Origin of the sequence: Marichromatium purpuratum 984 (genome assembly GCF_000224005.2) — a bacterium.
Classification (GTDB): domain Bacteria; phylum Pseudomonadota; class Gammaproteobacteria; order Chromatiales; family Chromatiaceae; genus Marichromatium; species Marichromatium purpuratum.
In genome coordinates this window covers 3,495,429-3,513,045 of sequence record NZ_CP007031.1, presented here as the reverse complement: position 1 = coordinate 3,513,045, position 17,617 = coordinate 3,495,429, and the positions used below count along the sequence as shown (strand labels likewise).

The window sequence follows — 17,617 nt, the reverse complement described above, 5'->3', positions numbered from 1 at the left end:
CGGCGCGTGGCGCGGGCTCAGTCGCTCGCGATCCAGTCGAGCGGGTCCTCGTGCGGGGCGGGCGTGAGCCCCGGCCGCTCGATGAACAGACGGTGCCAGATCGCGAACTGCAGCAGTCCGAACAGCTCACGCCCGCCGCCGCGCCCGGCGCGGCGTGCGGCAACCAGCGCGGGCAGGGCCTCGGGGCGAAACCAGGTGCGGATGCCGTCGTTGCGCGCCAGCAGCTCGCCGACCCGGGCGGCGCGCTCGCCTCCGAGCCAGTCGCCGACCGGGACGTGGAAGCCGCGCTTGGGCGCGCTCAGGTGCCCCGGCGGCAGCAGCGGCTCGGCCCAGCGCTTGAGCAGCCACTTGCCGCTGCCGTCGCGGGTTTTGAGCGTGTCGGGTAGCGCCAGCCCGAACTCGACCAGACGGTGGTCGAGGAAGGGCACCCGGCCCTCGACGCCGAAGCCCATCAGCATGCGATCGGTCTTCACCAGCAGGTTGTCGGGCAGCGCGGTCACCAGGTCGGTGTACTGACGTCGCTGCAGGTCGGACCAGTCGCCGGGGGTGGCCTGCCAGGCGGCGACGAAGGGGGCGCGATCGGGCGGCTCGACGGTCGCGAGCGCCGGGCCGTACAGCGCCCGTTGCCAGCGTCCGGCCCACTGTCCCCGGGTGCGGAAGCCGCCGCTGCCGGGGCGCAGCAGCCCCTTGCCCCAGCGCTCCAGCCGCGGCGGGCGGTAGCGGCCATAGCCGCCGAAGATCTCGTCGCCGCCCTCGCCGGAGAACACCACCTTGAGTTCGGCGCTGGCCTGCTCGGCGAGGATCGAGGTCGGCAGGCAGGCGTAGTCGCGCATCAGCTCGTCGGCGGCCCAGATGCTGTGGGGGATGCGGCCGAAGACCTGATCCAGCTCCAGCTCCAGACGGTGATGCTCGAAGCCGAAGTGCGCCGCGACCCGCTCGGCGGCATCGAGTTCGTCGGCCATGCGGGTGCCGCGATAGCCGACCGAAAAGCTGTGGATGCGCCCGGCGCCGTGGCGGTGGAGCAGGGCGGCGAGCACCGCCGAGTCGACCCCGCCGGAGAGGAACAGGCCGAAGGGCACATCGGCGCGCATGTGCTCGCGCATCGCCGCGTCGAGCCGCTCGCCGAGTTCGTAACTGGCGTACTCGGGGCCGATGTCGCGCGGGGCGACGCGCCGCGCCGACCAGTAGCGGTGATGGGTGAGGTTAAGCTCGGGGTCGATCACCAGCGCCTCGCCCGGCGGGACGCGGCGCACGCCCTCGATCAGGGTGTCCTCGCCGGCGGCGAACTGGTGGTGGAGGAACTGGCGCAGCGCCGGGGCCGAGACCCGCGGCGACTCGGGCAGCAGCGCGAGCAGCGCCTTGAGTTCGGAGGCGAACACCACCCGGTCGGGCAGTCGGGCGTAGAACAGCGGTTTGATGCCGAGCCGGTCGCGGGCGAGGATCAGCCGCTCGCGCCGGCGGTCGTGCAGGGCGAAGGCGTACATGCCGCGCAGCCGTTCGAGCGCGTCGAGCCCGTGCACCGCGTAGGCGTGGAGGATGGTCTCGGAGTCCGAGCCGGTGCGCATCACCCGCCCGGCGGCGCCGAGCGCGGCGTTGAGTTCGCGATAGTTGTAGACCTCGCCGTTGGCCACCAGCGCCAGCCCGTCGGCGGGCTCAAGCAGCGGCTGGTGCCCGGTCTCCAGCCCGATGATCGACAGCCGCGACTGCGCCAACCCCACCGCGCCCTCGCGATAGAGCCCACTGTCGTCCGGGCCGCGGTGTCCGAGCCGCTCGATCATGCGTTCGAGCGTGCCGGGCGCGGGTTCGACCCCGGCGCGCAGGATGAAACCGGTGATCCCGCACATCAGCGCGACCCCGTCTCGATTGGATGCTGTCTGGCCATAGGTCCTCGCCCCCTCATGTCTCGACCGCACCGCGCTGGTGCGACCGCTCCCCATGATACGAGGCGCCGGCCGGTTGTCGAGGGTTACGGCTGGCGACCGGGGCGCTGCCGCCAGCCTTCGGGAGATGTGAACCGTAAAGATGTGAACCGCCAGCCGCGAAGAACGCGAAGGGGTTGTGTGGTTGGCGTCCAGCCGTTCGATAAATGGGTGTCCTTTTTTAGCCCTTTTTTAGCCGTTTGCTGAAGGCTGGTCGCTTTCTTCGTGTCCTTTGGGTCTTTGCGGTTCAATCTCCTGGCGGCTGGCGGCTGGCGGCTGGCGGCTGGCGGCTGGCGGCTGGCGGCTGGCGGCTGGCGGCTGGCGGCTGGCGGCTGGCGGCTGGCGGCTGGCGGCAATCCAACCTACAGCGCTGCCTTACCCGGCGTGCTGGAAACGTTGGCTGCTGGGACAGTCTGGTTCCGGGGAAGTCTGGTGGGATTGCTCGGTGACTGGGTCATGGATCGCGCTGGCGATGCGCGAGTGCATCAGGCTGTCGTGGTCGGGTTCGCCGGGGAGGCGGGTGGGTTCCTGGCCGGACTGGACGTGGGTCGCAAGCAGGTCGATCGCGCGCTCGAAGTGTGCGACCACCTCGGGGTCGAACTGGTCGCCGGCATGGCGGGCGATCTCCTCGGCGGCGGTCTCGACGGGCATGCCACGGCGATAGGGGCGATCTGAGGTCATGGCGTCGAAGGCGTCGGCGACGGCGATGATGCGTGATTCGAGCGGGATCTGCTCACCGCGCAGTCGGTTGGGGTAGCCGAATCCGTCGATGCGTTCGTGATGGTGGAGGACGATACGGGCGACCTCGCGGAAGGTCGGCAGGCGCTGGAGGATGTCGAAGCCGATACGCGGGTGGAGCTGGATCTGCAGCTTCTCGACCTCGGTAAGCCGACCGGGCTTGTTGAGGATGCCGTCGGGCACGCCGACCTTGCCGATGTCGTGCAAGTGAGCGGCGATGTGCAGCCGCTGATGGGTTCGGGCGGGCAGCGACATCTGCTCGGAGAGCAGTTCGGAGAACAGCGCTACCCGGAAGGAGTGCTCGGAGGTATAGGGATCGCGAGCATTGAGGGTGCTGATCACGACATCGATGACGTCATGGATGCGGACGAGTTCGGGGATCATCTGGGTCCTGGTGTGCAAGGACTGCGGGCGCGGCGGGGTCTGAGACCCCGCTCCGGGGTCAGGCCGCCGAGCATGTGGTGGTCGGTGGCGGTTCGACCAGGTCGGCGATGGCGCGGGCGAAGGCGTCGACGCTGGAGCGTTCGAGCAGCACGCAGGGCTTGGCGGTGCGCTTGCAGAAGCGCTTGGTGCGCAGATAGGCGTCGTGGCTGCAGTTGTCGGCGGGACAGATCACCGCATCGGCCTTGGCCAGCAGCGATTCGAGCCGCTGGCGGTTGTCCTCCAGTCCGCCGTCATGGCGCAGCAGTTCGCCGTTGCAGCGTGTTACCAGGTTGCGGTAGCGGCTGGCCAGCGAGCCGCGACCGCCGACACAGAGGATGCGCCGCCCGGCGAGATCGGGTACCGAGTCGTCGGTGACGGTGCAGCCACCGCAGCAGTCCTCCGGCTCGATCTGCGCGAAGCGCTGTTCGAGTCGGCGCAGCGCGTCCTCGCGCTGCGCCAGCCGTTCGGCCAGTTCGGCGCGGTGTTCGCGTTCGCGCTTGAGCTGTGCCTCTAGGGTCGCGACCCGGGCGCTGGCCTGGTCGGCGCGCCGTCGCTCCTCGTCGAGGCTGGCCGAGCGGTCCTGGTCGCGCAGTGCGGCGAGTTCGCCCTCGGCGCGTTCGAGGGCACGTTCGAGGCCCTGATATTGCTGGACTGTCTGTTCCAGTTGCTCGACACGGGCCTCGCGTTCGATGAGGCCGCGATTGAGTCGGCGCTCGCGCTCGGCGGCGTCGCGCTGGGCGCGGTCGAGCTGGGCGCGGGTCTCGCGCAGCGCGCGCAGATCGGCACCGAGCCCGGCGCCGATCTGGTGCGAGAGCATGTGCACGTCCTCGTAGGCGCGCACGCAGAGCATGGCGTCGGCATGGGGGTGGGTCATCAGCGCCCAGAAGGCCCCGGGAATCTCGCCCTCGGCGCGTGCCTGATCCCAGAGCGCGGCGACTTGTTCGCTATCCTTGGCGCGGGCGAAGCGCTTGATCATCCGCGCGTGCTTGCGTTCGAGCGCCTTGTGGGTGGCCTGGGAGAGCGGTCCGCGCTGCTCGGCGGCGGCGACACAGCGCACATGGATGTCGAAATCGCTGGCGCGCGCGTGTTGGCGCACCCCGCTCTTGCGCGCGATCTCGCGCAGCTCGTCGACGTGCAGACAGGTGCCGATCACCGGACAGTGGAACTTGTGCGCGAGATCCCACAGCTTGCGGCGCCGACTCGGTGCGCGCGGGCTCGGCGGCGGCGCCTCGAGCGGTGGAGCGATGACATTGGAGGACGGGATGGACGGTCGGGACTCACACATGCCGGACTCCTTCGGCGTGGGTTGGCTCTGGGATGGAGTCAATAATAATTCTCATTAGCGAGAAAGCAAGGGGTTTCAGCTGATAGCGACCAGCCATCAGCCACCAGTTGCCAGCCATCAGATGCCGGAGAGGATGAACCGCAAAGAACGCGAAAGGGGGCATGCGAGCGGTTTCCAGGCGTCGTCTGGCGAGTGGGCGTCCCCCGCATCGTCCTCCCTTCTCTGGGAACGACAGGCAGCAGTAAAGCCGCTCGCACCCTGCGCTAGTCGTTGAGGTCAACGCTCACTGGTGGCTGGTCGCTGTCCCCTCCTTCCTCCTAGGGGGCGTCCTCCGCATTGTCCTCCCTTCCCTGGGAACGACAGACAGCAGTAAAGCCTCTCGTGCCCTGCGCCAGTCGTTGAGGTCAACGCTCACTGAGGGCTGGTCGCTGGTGGCTGGCAACTGGTGGCTGTCCCCTCCTTACCCTCCTTGTTAACAGGCAGCCTCCAGTGTCGGTTTGCGGTCAACCTTGGCGATACGAGACGAGCCTGCTCCTCTCGCTGGCGGCTGACAGCAGAAAGCCTGTCTTCTCTTCGCGTTCTTCGCGGCTTTGCGGTTCACCCTCTCTGGCGACTGGCGACTGAAAGCTGACCATTGATATCTCGCATTTGATAATCGTTATCATTCGTTTAATTTGATCGGTCCCTTTCTCTATGTTCCTCCGAAGAGGTCCGATCATGTCCTTCCCTCGTCCTCTGACACTGGCGCTGTTGTGCGCGCTCGGTGTCGCTCCGCTCTACGCGCAAGACCAGGCCAGGATGGCGGCAGGTGAACACCACGATATGCTGCAGGAAGTCGAGCTGCTGTCGCTGCCCCATACCCAGCTCCCGGTGGCGATCCTCCAGTTGCCCGAGGAGCAGCGCGAGCAGATCCAGCAGGCGCTGCTGAAGGTCTATCCGCAGCGCATCATGCCGCGGGTTGAACGTGCCCGGGCACTTGAACAACGCCTGCGCGCGGCGGTGCTCGAGCGTGGCGCGACGGTCGCGGAGCTTGCCCCCGAACTCGACGAGCTGGCCCGACTCGAGCGCGAGATCAGCGAGCTGCGGATCGAGGCCCTGGGACGGTTGCGCGAACTCACCACCGCCGAGCAGTTCGCCCGCCTGACCGATCCCGAGGCGGCGGAGGTGGCGCCATGAGTGGCCATCACCCGCTCCGTGGCTCGTTGATGCTGGGGTTGGTCTGCGGCGCCGGGTTGGCCCCGGTGTTTGCCGAGCCGGTCGTCGAGCTGGGGGCGATCAGCGTGACTGCCACCCGCTCACAGACCTCGCTCGACCGGGTGCCGGCGGCGGTGCAGGTACTCGATCGCGACATCATCGAGCGCCACGACGCCAGCCGACTCGGTGACCTTCTGCCGCTGGCCCAGGGTGTCCACCTGCAGCGCAGGGGGACCAACAAGACGGTCTCGATTCGCGGCTTCTCCAACGAGCAGACACTGATCCTGATCGACGGTCGACGGGTGGCCGCTGAGCCCTCGCAGCGATACGAACTCAGTCGTATCCCGTTGGCTGACGTCGAGCGTGTCGAGATTGTGCGTGGTCCGGGCAGCACCCTCTACGGCGCCGACGCGCTCGGCGGGGTGATCAATGTCATCACCCGCGACCCCACCGCGCCCCGGCTCGACTGGCGCGCTCGCTGTACCGGCTATGAACTCGACGATGGCTCGCGTTGTGAGGGTGATGTCTATGGCGTGATCACCCCGCTGCCCGGGCTCGGGGTGTCGCTCTCCGGGACGGTGATCGACCAGGGCGAGGTCGCCCTCGACGATGGCGAGACCCAGATCGAGCGCGAGCGCTTCAACCGCTTCGCCCTCGGCCTCGACTGGCGCCTCGCCCCGGATTGGCGGTTGGTGGCCGATCTCGCCCACCTCCAGAGCGACAGCGCCTACAGCACCCTTGCCGGCAAGGGCGGGCTGCAGCGCACCGACGAGGACGATACCCGCACCGACCTGTCGCTCGCGCTCGAGTACGACGACGGCGAGCGCGACGGGCGGCTGCGTGTCTATCGCTCCGAACTCGACAAGGATCGCGAACTCAGTCGTGAGTCCAGCGGCCAGCTGATCGACTTCGACGAGGTCGAGATGGTGCGCACGGTGGTCGAGGGGCAGTTCGGCTGGCGCCCCTGGGACGATCACCATCTCACTCTCGGCGCCGAGTACCGTCAGGAGGCCTTCGAGGGCAACACCATCGACAGCGGCGAGGGGGTCTACGAGGTCGAGCGCGACGGCATCCTCACCCTCGGCTCGGAGTCGACCATCGACTACTCGGCTTTCTATCTGCAGGACCAATGGCAGGTCTCGTCGCGCCTGGAGCTGGTGCTCGGCGGTCGCTACGACGCCTCGGACCAGTTCGACGACCGCGCCACCGGCAGCCTCGGCGCCGTCTACAAGCTGTTCGACGGGGGGGATCGCGGGCTGCGGTTGCGCGGTCAGCTGGCACAGGGCTACCGGGTGCCGACGGTGCGCGATCTCTATGTCGATGTCACCAAGCCGAAGTTCACCCGGCTCGGCAATCCCGATCTGGAACCCGAGCAGTCGACCAGCCTGGACCTCGGGATCGAGGGACACTGGGGTGCCTGGCAGGCGAGCCTGGGGGTCTTCCGCAACTGGGTCGACGACCTGATCGACGTGCGCACCATCGATCGGCGCGCCGACGGCAAGCCGATCTATCAGTACGCCAACATCGGCACGGCGCTGTTGCAGGGCGTCGAGACCACGCTCGACTGGCGCCCGAGCGCCGATCTCGGCGTCGGGCTGCAGTACAGCTATCTCGATGCCCAGGACACCGAGGCCGATACCCGACTCCAGGACCGGCCACGCCACCGTCTGGTCGCCACACTCGACTACGACTATCGCCCCTGGGACCTGGGGGTGAGTCTGGTCGGCGACTACAACCTCGGAGTGCTCGACTCGGTCTCCGGGCGTGAGAAGGGCACCGGGGTGTGGAACCTCGACCTGTCGCGTCCGCTGGTCGCCGGGCTCGACCTGCGCCTCGGCGTCGACAACCTGTTCGACGTGCGTGACGACGACCTGTTGTTGGTCGGGCGCGCCGTCTATCTCGGGATCGAGGGGCGGTTCTGAGTCGCCGCCGCGCGTCCTGTCGCGCCCACAGGACGTGTCGGATCGCTCGGCCTGAGCGACCCGGCGGTGTGGAGCCTCAGGGCGTGCGTTGGTGACGACGTTCTTCGGGAGATGACGGCGAGAGAATTAGGAGAGTCCTGTTCTCGGGTATTGCGGTCATCGATTTCATGCGCAATAATGATAACCGTTATCATTTAGTTGTGGAGTCCCGCCATCCGCGCTGTCGCGCGCGCACCGGGCCTCGGGAGGTCTTCGCATGCGTCTTCACCTGTCACTCCTGCCGCCGATCGCCGTCATCGCCGCGCTGCTCTGCCTGATGCTGCTGCCCGAACACGGTGCCACCGGGGCGATGGCGCCCGGCGCCGAAGTCGTCGTGCAGGTGCGCCGATGAGCGCGGCGACGATGCTCGCCGATCCGGGGGACGCGGAGACCGCGCCGGTGGCCTCCCGTCAGCTCGCCAATCTGGTCGGTGGCTGCTGGCGCATCCCCTGGTCGGGGGCCGCGTTCATGGTCGGGCCGGTGCGGGTGGCGCGCTCCTCCGGGTTGGACGTGACTGCGGCGATCGCCGCTGCCGGGGTCGCTGCCCAGGTCTGGGAGGTTCGCGGCAGCGCTGCGCGTGCAGCGCGGCTCGATCAGGTCGGAGGACTGATCGATCGACGGCGCTTCGAGCAGGGCATCGCCGGCTGTCGCTCGGACTGCGAGCAGGCCGCCGCGGTCTGGTGCGAGCCGAGTCGGCTGGTGCGTGCGGCCTGGCGCCAGGCGCTGGAGTCGGATCTGCGTGGCGCGCCGCGCGGCGGAGTAGCGATCGACGCCCGTGGCGTGCGCTGGTTGGCGGTGTCGGTGAGCGCCGACCCGCTGCCCGAACTGGCGCGTGCGCTGCGCATCCTGCAGCGCGGCGAGACCCTGGTGGTAGCACTGCTGTTCGACGACCGTCGCCCCCAGGGGGTGGCGGTCGCCGCGCTCTGGTGCGCGCTGGCGCGCTGTCTGCCGCCCGGGGTGTTGAACGTGCTCTGTGGTCTGGGGTTGGAACTGGGGGTGGCGCTGGTCGAGGCCGGTCGGCGCGTCTGCTGCCCGGTGGCCCGTCAGCGCGCGGCGTTGGCGCGACGTTCGGGGGCTGCGCCAACCGCTCTGGCGGCGCTGTCCTGACGCCCTCGCTGAGGGCGCGCTCAGCGCGCGCTTAGCAACCGCGAGGAGTTGGCGAGAATGCCGAGGGTGTGGGTGACATGGATCAGTCCACCCATCGCCGGGCTGAGGATGCCGGCGGCGCCGAGCGCGATACCGGCAACGTCGGTGCCGACGGCGAGATAGTAGTTCTGGTCGGCGACGCGCAGGGTCTGGCGGCTGAGCGCGCGCAGCTCGGCGAGGTTGCCCATGGCGCTGTCGGCCAGGGCGATGTCGGCGACCTCGATGGCCACCTCCGAGCCGCCGCTGCCCATGGCGATGCCGATGTCGGCCTCGGCCAGCGCCAGGGCGTCGTTGACCCCGTCGCCGACCATCACCACGGCGCCGTGCTCGGCGCGCAGCGCGCGCACCACCTCGGCCTTGTCCTCGGGCAGGCGTCCGCCGTGACAGCTGTCGAGCCCCAGCTCCTCGGCCAGGGCGGCGGCCACCCGCGGCTCGTCGCCGGAGATCAGCGCGATATGGCTGACGCCGTCGGCGCGCAGTCGCGCCAGGGTCTCGTGGACCTCGGCGCGGAGCTGGTGACGGATGCCGATCACCCCCAGCGCCTTGCCGTCGAGGGCGACATAGACCGCGGTCAGGCCGGACTCGATGAGCTGTTCGGCTGCGGCCTTGTAGCGGCGCAGCGAGACCTTGCCCGAGGCCATCATCCGCGCGTTGCCGACCAGCACCCGATGCTCGCCGATGCGGGCCTCCAGTCCGTGACCGAGCAGGTGCTCGCTGATGCCGTGGGTATCGGGCTCGACCCCGAGAGTCTCGGCGTGACGGACGATGGCGTGGGCGAGCGCGTGGGTGTTGTGGTGCTCGGCTGAGGCCGCCCAGTAGAGCAGGGCGCTCTCGTCGTCGCCGATCACGGTGGCGACCTCCGGGGTCTCGGTGGTGAGGGTGCCGGTCTTGTCGAAGCAGATACAGGGTGCGGTGCCGACGCGCTCGAGATGGACGCCGCCCTTGATCAGCATCTGCCGCCGGGTGGCGCTGTGCAGCGCCGCGCTCACCGCGGTGGCGGCGGCGAGCACGGTCGAGCAGGGGCAGGACATCACCAGCATCACGGTGAGGGCACGCTCGACGCTGCGGGTGAGCACCAGGGTGGCGAGGGTCGACAGGGTGCCGAGGCGCAACAGTCGCGCGGCCAGCTCGTCGGCGCGCTGCTGCACCGGCGCCTTCTGATCGAGTGAGGCGTCGACCAGTGCGGCCATGCGCGCCAGATAGGTCGCCTCGCCGACACGTTCGGCGCGGATGCGGATGACGCCGCGCTCGACGTAGCCGCCGGCGAAGACCGCGTCGCCGACCTGCTTGAACACCGGCTCCGAGCGCCCGCTGATGCTCGCCTCGTTGAGTTCGGCCTCGCCGTGTTCGATGACCCCGTCGACCGGGATCTTCTCGCCGGTGCGTACCACCACCCGGTCGCCCTCGCGCAGCTCGGCGACCGCGACCTGTAGCTCCTGACCGTCGACCCACACCCAGGCGTCCTTGACCGAGAGCGCGAGCATGCGGCGGATGGCGCGGCGCGAGCGGTTGGCGACGAAGCCCTCGAGCAGCTCACCGCCGCGCAGCACCAGGATGATCTCGAAAGCGGTGAGCGCCTCACCCATGAGGATGCCGAGCACCAGCGAGAAGGCGAGGAACTGATGGAGGGTGAAGCGGCGCTCGACGAAGGTCTCGTGCCAGGCGTCGCGCAGCAGCGGGATGGCCCCGGCCAGGGCGATCAACCCGGTGGGGCTGAGCGCGTGCTGCGCCACCGGGCGCTTGAGCAGGTGCTCGCGGATCAGCACGTAGCCGAGATAGCCGGCGAGCAGCACCAGCGAGAGGATTCGCTTCAGGGGCGGTGCCTGGTCTTGCGTGCCGCGCTGGCAGCTACGACAGCGACCGTCGACGGGGTCGCAGGTCAGCCGACTGGGATCGATCGGGCGGGCGATGATCGCCTCGAGATGGGCGCGGATGGTTTCGGGGTCGAGCCGCGAGTGGCCATAGCGCACCACCAGCGAGGCGCAGCCGGGGTTGCAGGTGGCCTGCTCGACGCCGGGCACCGCGCCCAGCTCGTGCTCGATCCAGTCGGCGAGCGGGCGGTTACGGGCCAGCGCGGGGATGCGTAGCCGGATGCGTCCCGGGATCTGGTGACGGATCTGGATCATCGGCAACGACTCCCGCACCAGCCGTGGTGCATGACTGAGGATTTTTTTGAATGAGAATGGTTGCGCTTATCGCTGTGTGATGCATTGCGATCGCGCAAGCGGCTCATCACTCCCGTCTCAGGCCGCGCTCAGTGCGGGACGGATCTGCTCGATCCAGCGCGCCAGCCGGGCCTCGGTCAGTCCCGGCTGGTTGTCCTCGTCGAGCACCAGCCCACAGAACTGGCCGTCGCCGAGATCGGCCTTGGAGGCCTCGTAGTCGTAGCCCTCGGTCGGCCAGTAACCGATCAGCCGGGCGCCGCGTGCCGCGAGTTCGGCGTGGAACATCCCCAGGGCGTCGACGAAGACATCCGGGTAGCCCAGCTGGTCGCCGAGGCCGAAGAGCGCCACCGGGCGGTCGTTGAAGTCGACCGCATCGAGCTGGTCGAGAAAGCGTTCGAGCGCGTAGGGGTAGTCGCCGTAGCCGACCGTGGGGGTACCGAAGATCAGCGCGCGATGGCTGTCGATCAATGCCGCGTCGCTCTCGTCGAACGGGTGCAGCGCCAGGGTGTCGGGAGAGAAGTGATGGTGCTGGATGCGCTGGGCGATGGTCTCGGTGGTGCCGGTATCGGTGGCGAAAAAGAGTCCGATCTGCTGCATTGCAAGGGTCTCCATGACGGGGCGGTTGGGTGTGCCGGTGGCGGTCGTGATGGCCACCGGCACCAGGTCACAGCCCGAGGACCCAGGTCACCAGAGTGTCGATGTCGGTGTCGCTGACGTGTGCGTTCGGCGGCATCGGCATGTCGCCCCAGACGCCCACGCCCCCCTGCTTGACCTTGGCGACCAGCTTGGCCTTGGCATCCGCCTGTCCACGGTACTTGGCGGCGACATCGCGGTAGGCCGGACCGATGATCTTGCTGTCGACCTGGTGACAGACCAGGCAGCCGCTCTGCTGGGCCAGCTCCGGGCTGGCGTTGGCGAAGGGGGCGGCGAGCAGGAGCGAGAGAGCAAGCCCGTGACGAGGGGATGGAGTCAGACTGCGCATGGTTGAATCCTTCGAGGAAGGGGTCGATGGGGTGGGTCCGGTACCGACCTGGCCGTGGAGGTGACCGGACGGGCCGGTACCGGACCCTGTTGCTCGGGGCGAGGATAGGTGGATCATCTTTTTAATGCAAATGCTAAGTGTTCGCATTGTGTTTTGTATGCGATCCTCGCTCAGCGCAGCGCGAAGTCGATCGGCACCTGGATCGTGAGCCGGTCGCGCGCGATCTCCGCCGGTGGGCGTGGCATCGGGTTGGCGCGCTGGAGCATCGCCTTGACCTCGGCGTCGAGCAACGGGTGGCCGGAGCTGGAGACGATGCGGTGTGCGACCAGCCGTCCCTGGCGGTCGATGGTGAAGGAGACCTCGACCCGCCCTTGCTGACGCAACCGCCGAGCCTGGCGTGGATAGCGCTTGTGACGATCGAGCCAGTGGGCGAGCTTGCCGTAATAGTTGCCGCCGCGCACTGTGCCCGAGCCGCCACCACCGCCGCCACCACCGCTGCCCTGGTTGCTGCCCTTGGCGCTGCCCTGGCCGGAGCCGGTGGCGCCGGCGGCGCGATGCACCGGCTGCTCGGTGTGTGGTGGGCGCGCTCTGGCCTGGGGCTTGGGTTGCGGCTTGGGCGCGGGCTTGGCCGGTTTCGGCTTGGGCTTGGGCGGCGCGGGTTCGAGTTCGCGCATCGGCACCAGCTCGGCTTGGACGACTGGGGTCAGCGGGGTCAGTGCCGGTGTAGTCGCCAGGACCGGTGCCGGCGCGGCCAGTGGCGCTGCGCTCGCCGGTGCGCCAGCAGGGCCGGGGAGTCCGCCGAGTGTGATCTCGTAGGGGATGACCGCCACGGGTTCGGGCTGGCTCGGACGGGTCAGCGCCATCAGCAGCGAGCCGTGCAGGAGCAGCGCCAGGGCCACCGCTGCCAGCCAGTGTCGGGATCGGATCTCCATCAGCTCGCGTGCGTCGCCAGTAAGGTGATGTGTTCGATGCCGAGTTCACGCAGCAGCGTCAGGGTCTCCTGGAGCTGGCGGGAGCGGAGCCGGGCATCGGCCTTGATGCGCAGCTCGCCGTTGGGCACGGCCTGGTGCCAGGCGGCGAGCCGTTGCTGCAGCGCCGCCGTGTCGAGCGCCGTGCCGTCGAGCGCGAGTGCGCCGTCGGCGGCGATCAGCAGGGTGCGTTGTTCGGGCTGGGGCGCCAGCGCCTCGGGGGCCTCGGTCGAGTGCGGCGGCTCGATCTCGAGCGGATCGCTGGGGGCGATGCGCCCGGCGAGCATGAAGAAGATCAGCATCAGGAAGATGACGTTGATCAGCGGGATCAGCTGATCGTCACCGTTGGGTCGCTGCGGGCGATGGGCGAACTTCATTGCAGTCGGACCTCCGGGGCGCCGGCCGCGACCAGACGGTCGATGGTGGAGACGATGGTCTGCAGTTCGACCTCGGGGTCGGACTGGATCACCACGATGAGTTCGGGGTCGCGTTCGAGCGCCTCGACGACACGCCGTTCGAGCTGTGGCGGGGTGAGCGGTTCGCCGCCGAGATCGAGCCGGGCGTCGGCATGTAGTCGCACCAGCATCGCCGCGCGCGCCGCGCTCGGTGCCGCTGCGCCGACCTTGGCGCCGCGCGCGTCGAGCGCGAGCGCGCGCCACTGATCGAAGTGCGAGGCGAGCATGAAGAACAGCAGCAGGATGAACACCACGTCGATCAGCGGGGTCAGCGAAATCGGGTTGCGCCGAACGCGCCGGGCGAGGTCAAGACGCATACTCGACCCTGGGCGTGATCAGCGCCGGTGCCACGGTCTCGGGGGCGGGGTCGACGGGGGTGTGCGCCGCTGTTTGCTCGGGGATCGCGGCCTCGTCCTCGGCACCGGCGAGATCGCGGGTGAACACTCGGGTGACGGCGTCTTCCATGCGATGACCGCAGCGCTCGACACGACGCTCCAGCCAGCTGTGCGCGATCACCACCGGGATCGCCAGGGTCAGGCCGGCGGCAGTGGTCAGCAGCGCCTGCCAGATGCCGCCGGAGAGGATCGAGGGGTCGACCTGGGCACCGGCCTGCTCGAGCTGACGGAACGCCTCGATCATGCCGAGCACGGTGCCGAGCAGACCGAGCAGCGGGCTGAGTGCGGCGATGATCTCCAGTGCGCGCAGATGGCTGCGCAGCTGCTCGAGCTGGAGGCTGGCGACGCGGGCGATCTCCTCGCGCAGCAGCGTCAGGTCGAGCTTGGGGTGGCGCAGCCCGACCAGCGCCAGATGGACCACCCGCGATACCGGCTGCGGGCGCTCCTCGAGCTTGCGCAGCGCGCCGTGGACGTCGCGCTGGTGCCACAGCAGCAGCGCCTCGTCGACCGGCGCGCGGGCGTCGATGCGCAGCCGCGCGAACTGCCACAGCTTGACCAGGATGATGGCTGCGGCCACCACCGAGAGCACGGCGAGACTCGCCAGCACCGGACCGCCGACCTCGGTGAACACACTCAGCCGCTCCTGCGCCACGCCGATCAGTCCCGCCCACGGCGAGGGGTCGACGACGGCGGTGGGGTCGACGGCGGTCGCAGCGTCGGCGGCTGCCGCAGGCTCGATGCCCGAGGCGGGCGTCGTGGCGGCGCTCTCCAGGGGTGCGTCCGGGGCCTCGGTGATCGGGGTCGGTTGCTCGGTGACGGTGGTCGCGGGTGGGGTCATGGTATCCAGTCCTGCGCGCGTGGCGCTCACTTGAAGAGTTTCGTGGAGAGGCGCGAGCTGGGCTCGATGCGCTGGAGGCAGTCGGTGAGCGCGCCCTCGGCGCTGGAGCAGGCGCCGACGCCGTTGACGAGGATGCGTCCGATCTGCTCGCAACGGGTGCCGGCCACCTCGAACAGCTTGACGCTGGTCTTGCCGGCGGCGAGGGGCGCGGCCTCAAGGGCGAGGCGCTGCTGGATCAGGCCCTGGTCATCGAACAGCACCAGCTCGAGTTGCAGGCTGGTGAGGTCGATGGTGGTGCGGTTGCCGAACACCAGATAGGTCACGCAGGCGTCGGCGCGCTGTTCGAGCTTGTTGAGTTCGATCTCCAGGCCGCCCTCCGGTGGCGTGGCGGCCTGGACTTGGGTGCAGAAAAGGGTGGCGACGAGCGCGAGCGCGCTCGGGATCCGGAAGCTCTGGGTCATGGTGTGGACTCGGGAGTGGCAATCCTTGCAATCAAGATGCGTTCTCATTATCACTATAAACCAGCCCGTTGGTAGGGGCAACGCACGGGCTTGCGATGCCTGTGGCGACGTAGCAAGATGAGACGCAATCAGCGCGCGCGGCCGAGGGAACTGCCGGTATGAAGTGGAGGATCAGCGCGATCGCCCCGAGGGCGATCGATGCACGAAGGATCGATGGACTGTACCGCGCGCGCTCACGCCCGGCATCGCTTCGATGCGCCCTCCGTTGTGTGCTTCCATCCCCGACATTGCGTCGGGCGATTCGTCGACCCCCGTCGGCTGGCGACTGGCGGGGTCGGTCCGCCGCAGTGGGGCGAGGGGTGGGGGACTCAGCGTCGGCGCGCGGCGCGCCCCGTCCACCACCAGTAGAGTGCGGCGAGCAGGCCGATCCAGGCCGCCGCGAGCCAGCCGATGGTGCCGTCGTAGTCGCCGGCGAGGAAGGCCAGGGGCGCGCCCGGGTCGCCGTCGGTGAGCTGGCGTGTGACCTGGATCACCAGCACCCAGCCGGCATGCAGCCCGATGCACCAGCCGATGTGACCGCTGCGCTCGCGCACCAGGGCGAGGAACACCCCGACCATGAACAGCGCCACCATGGAGTCGAGGTGGTGCCACTGGAACAGGTCGATGAAGACGTGGCTGAACATGTACCACAGCCCGGCGGCATCGAGCGCCATCCCCGGCGGCAGCTCGCCGGGCTTCATGAAGTGCAGCACCGCGTAGAGCCCGGCGCTCCACAGCACCGCCGAGCGCACCCCGTTGTCGCGGCGGATGGCGGCGTAGAGCGCGCCGCGGAAGAAGGCTTCCTCCAGCAGCCCGATCAGCAGACCGCCGATCAGCGCCTGCAGCGCCCGCGAGGCGAGCGCCGCCCAGCCCGGCGGTGTCGGGTCGGGGATGCGGATGCCGAGCCCGAGCAGGGCCAGCGCCAGCGTCAGCAGGATGGCGACGCCGAGCACCCAGCCCTGCCAGACGGTACGGCGCAACCGTGCCGCCGGGTGGTCGAGGCCGAGCGCGGCGCGCGTGTCCAGCCGCAGTGCGATCAGCAGCGGCCACAGCCCGAGCAGGATGAATACCTGCGCCAGCCGGCCCATCACCCGCTGGGCCTCGTAGTCGATCCAGCCGGTCTGCATCAGCGGGCCGGTGAGCAGCGCGGCGAGCGCGAGACAGGCGAGGAGATAGAGGAAGAACAGCGAGGTGGCGCGCATGGTAGGCTTCGGTGGCTGAGGCGTCGGGCCATTGTCGGCAAAACCCGGCGACTCCGCAAAGTCGTGCCGACCTCCCGAACGGATCCAACAGATGACCCCAGATCGACCCGCCACCCCCGAACTCGTGCTGGTGGCCGCGGTGGCCGACAACGACGTGATCGGTCGCGACAACGCGCTGCCCTGGCACTTGCCCGCGGACCTCGCCCACTTCAAGGCACTCACCCTCGATCGCCCCATCGTCATGGGGCGGCGCACCTGGGAGTCGCTGCCCGGGCTGCTGCCGCGCCGTCGTCATCTGGTGCTCACACACGACCGCCACTATCGTGCCGAGGGCGCCGAGGTGGTGCACTCGCTCGATGCGGCGATCGCTGCCGCTGGCGTGGTCGAGCAGCTGATGATCGTCGGCGGCGCGCGGGTCTATGCCGAGGCGTTGGCGCGCGCCGGGCGCATCCAGCTCACCCGGGTGCATGCCGAGGTCGCCGGCGATGCCCGCTTCCCGGCGCTCGATCCCGCGCAATGGCGCGAGGTGACGCGCCACGAGCGCCCGGCCGATGCGCGCAACCGTCATGCGATGAGCTTCGTCGAACTGGAACGGGTGGCCGACTAGTCGCCCTTGCCCGGGCGCAGATAGCCCCGGCAGTCGAGCTGGATCGGCGCCGAAGGACCTTCCGGGTCGAGCCGTACCGCAGTCAGCGCACCGCCCCACAGACAGCCGCTGTCGAGCGCCCAGGTGTTGTCGCCGGCGCGATAGCCGAGTGTCGACCAGTGGCCGAAGAGGATGCGGCTGGCGGCGCTGCGCCGGCCCGGTACCTGGAACCAGGGCAGCAGTCCGGGCGACTGGGCGCCGAGCACGCCCTTCTCCTTGAACGCCAGGGTGCCGTCGGCGGTGCAGTAGCGCAGCCGGGTGAAGGCGTTGGTGATGAAGCGCCAGCGTTCGGTGCCGCGCAGCGCGCCCGACCAGCGCGCCGGCTGGTTGCCGTACATGGCGCGGAGGAAGTCGCGATGGTGCGGGCCGCGCAGCACCCCCTCGAGTTCGGCGGCACAGTCGATGGCCTCGGCCAGATCCCACTGCGGCGCCAGCCCGGCGTGGACCATGGCGTAGCCGAGCGCGGCGTCGTGATGGAGCAGCGGGCGGTGGCGCAGCCAGTCGAGCAGGACGTCGCGATCGGGTGCGTCGAGCACCGCGCCCAGGGTGCTCTTGCCGGCGTGCTTGCGGTTGCCGGCGGCGAGTGCGAGCAGGTGCAGATCGTGGTTGCCGAGCACCACGACCGCGCGCTCGCCGAGTCCGCGCACGAAACGCAGCACCGCGAGCGAGTCCGGCCCGCGGTTGACCAGATCGCCGGCGAACCACAGCCGGTCGCGCGCCGGGTCGAACGCCAGGCGCTCGAGCAGTGCCATCAATTCGCTGTGACAGCCCTGGATGTCGCCGATGGCATAGATGGCCAT

At 69.3% G+C, this 17,617-nt stretch carries 18 protein-coding genes; 5 read left to right on the top strand and 13 right to left on the bottom strand.

Going from position 1 to position 17,617, the window contains the following annotated elements; translation table 11 throughout:
* Positions 1-17: 17 nt before the first annotated feature.
* From asnB to MARPU_RS15235, 3 genes are all read right to left on the bottom strand, one after another.
* A complete protein-coding gene (asnB, locus tag MARPU_RS15245) occupies positions 18-1,844 on the bottom strand; it encodes an asparagine synthase (glutamine-hydrolyzing) (protein WP_005222877.1) in 1,827 nt (608 codons plus the stop codon).
* 450 nt (positions 1,845-2,294) lie between these two features.
* Positions 2,295-3,041: an HD-GYP domain-containing protein gene (locus MARPU_RS16850; RefSeq protein ID WP_005222875.1), complete on the bottom strand. Its 747-nt coding sequence runs from the start codon at positions 3,039-3,041 to the stop codon at positions 2,295-2,297.
* 58 nt (positions 3,042-3,099) lie between these two features.
* The gene (locus tag MARPU_RS15235; RefSeq protein WP_005222874.1) at positions 3,100-4,365 is read right to left on the bottom strand and encodes a DUF2325 domain-containing protein; all 1,266 of its coding nucleotides are present in this window, start codon (positions 4,363-4,365) and stop codon (positions 3,100-3,102) included.
* 822 nt (positions 4,366-5,187) lie between these two features.
* On the opposite strand from MARPU_RS15235, the gene MARPU_RS15230 reads away from it, so the two are divergent.
* The 4 genes from MARPU_RS15230 (at position 5,188) to MARPU_RS15220 (ending at position 8,627) form a co-directional block, all read left to right on the top strand.
* Positions 5,188-5,541 carry a hypothetical protein gene (locus MARPU_RS15230; protein ID WP_025275393.1) on the top strand — a complete coding sequence of 118 codons (354 nt, stop codon included), beginning with the start codon at positions 5,188-5,190 and terminating at the stop codon, positions 5,539-5,541.
* Positions 5,538-7,481: a TonB-dependent receptor plug domain-containing protein gene (locus tag MARPU_RS15225; protein ID WP_005222871.1), complete on the top strand. Its 1,944-nt coding sequence runs from the start codon at positions 5,538-5,540 to the stop codon at positions 7,479-7,481. Before MARPU_RS15230 ends, MARPU_RS15225 begins: the two co-directional genes overlap by 4 nt.
* Positions 7,482-7,737: 256 nt before the next feature.
* On the top strand, positions 7,738-7,872 hold the full coding sequence (locus MARPU_RS18105) for a hypothetical protein (protein WP_005222869.1): 135 nt from the start codon (positions 7,738-7,740) through the stop codon (positions 7,870-7,872).
* Complete coding sequence (locus MARPU_RS15220; protein WP_156929293.1) at positions 7,869-8,627, top strand: hypothetical protein; 759 nt, start codon at positions 7,869-7,871, stop codon at positions 8,625-8,627. Before MARPU_RS18105 ends, MARPU_RS15220 begins: the two co-directional genes overlap by 4 nt.
* Before the next feature lie 20 nt (positions 8,628-8,647).
* Here MARPU_RS15220 and MARPU_RS15215 read toward each other — a convergent pair whose 3' ends face one another.
* The 9 genes from MARPU_RS15215 to MARPU_RS15175 form a co-directional block, all read right to left on the bottom strand.
* Positions 8,648-10,792: a heavy metal translocating P-type ATPase gene (locus tag MARPU_RS15215; RefSeq protein WP_005222866.1), complete on the bottom strand. Its 2,145-nt coding sequence runs from the start codon at positions 10,790-10,792 to the stop codon at positions 8,648-8,650.
* Between the two features lie 117 nt (positions 10,793-10,909).
* Positions 10,910-11,428, bottom strand: coding sequence for a flavodoxin (locus tag MARPU_RS15210; RefSeq protein ID WP_005222865.1), 519 nt, complete (start codon positions 11,426-11,428; stop codon positions 10,910-10,912).
* Between the two features lie 67 nt (positions 11,429-11,495).
* Positions 11,496-11,813, bottom strand: coding sequence for a c-type cytochrome (locus MARPU_RS15205; protein WP_005222864.1), 318 nt, complete (start codon positions 11,811-11,813; stop codon positions 11,496-11,498).
* Positions 11,814-11,983: 170 nt separating this feature from the next.
* Entirely contained in the window at positions 11,984-12,745 is a 762-nt protein-coding gene (locus MARPU_RS15200) for an energy transducer TonB (RefSeq protein WP_005222863.1), read from the bottom strand.
* On the bottom strand, positions 12,745-13,158 hold the full coding sequence (locus MARPU_RS15195) for an ExbD/TolR family protein (RefSeq protein ID WP_005222861.1): 414 nt from the start codon (positions 13,156-13,158) through the stop codon (positions 12,745-12,747). The genes MARPU_RS15200 and MARPU_RS15195 overlap by 1 nt, the downstream gene beginning before the upstream one ends.
* Positions 13,155-13,553, bottom strand: a complete 399-nt coding sequence (locus MARPU_RS15190; protein ID WP_005222860.1) for an ExbD/TolR family protein — start codon at positions 13,551-13,553, stop codon at positions 13,155-13,157. The genes MARPU_RS15195 and MARPU_RS15190 overlap by 4 nt, the downstream gene beginning before the upstream one ends.
* Positions 13,543-14,469: a MotA/TolQ/ExbB proton channel family protein gene (locus tag MARPU_RS15185; RefSeq protein WP_005222859.1), complete on the bottom strand. Its 927-nt coding sequence runs from the start codon at positions 14,467-14,469 to the stop codon at positions 13,543-13,545. The genes MARPU_RS15190 and MARPU_RS15185 overlap by 11 nt, the downstream gene beginning before the upstream one ends.
* Before the next feature lie 26 nt (positions 14,470-14,495).
* A complete protein-coding gene (locus tag MARPU_RS15180) occupies positions 14,496-14,930 on the bottom strand; it encodes a hypothetical protein (protein ID WP_005222858.1) in 435 nt (144 codons plus the stop codon).
* 368 nt (positions 14,931-15,298) lie between these two features.
* Complete coding sequence (locus MARPU_RS15175) at positions 15,299-16,171, bottom strand: CPBP family intramembrane glutamic endopeptidase (protein ID WP_005222857.1); 873 nt, start codon at positions 16,169-16,171, stop codon at positions 15,299-15,301.
* A 91-nt stretch (positions 16,172-16,262) separates the two neighbouring features.
* Between MARPU_RS15175 and MARPU_RS15170 the strand changes: the two genes are divergently transcribed.
* A complete protein-coding gene (locus MARPU_RS15170) occupies positions 16,263-16,778 on the top strand; it encodes a dihydrofolate reductase (RefSeq protein ID WP_005222856.1) in 516 nt (171 codons plus the stop codon).
* Here the strand turns inward: MARPU_RS15170 and MARPU_RS15165 are convergent.
* The gene (locus MARPU_RS15165; protein ID WP_005222855.1) at positions 16,775-17,617 is read right to left on the bottom strand and encodes a symmetrical bis(5'-nucleosyl)-tetraphosphatase; all 843 of its coding nucleotides are present in this window, start codon (positions 17,615-17,617) and stop codon (positions 16,775-16,777) included. The two genes, MARPU_RS15170 and MARPU_RS15165, sit on opposite strands and share 4 nt — an antisense overlap.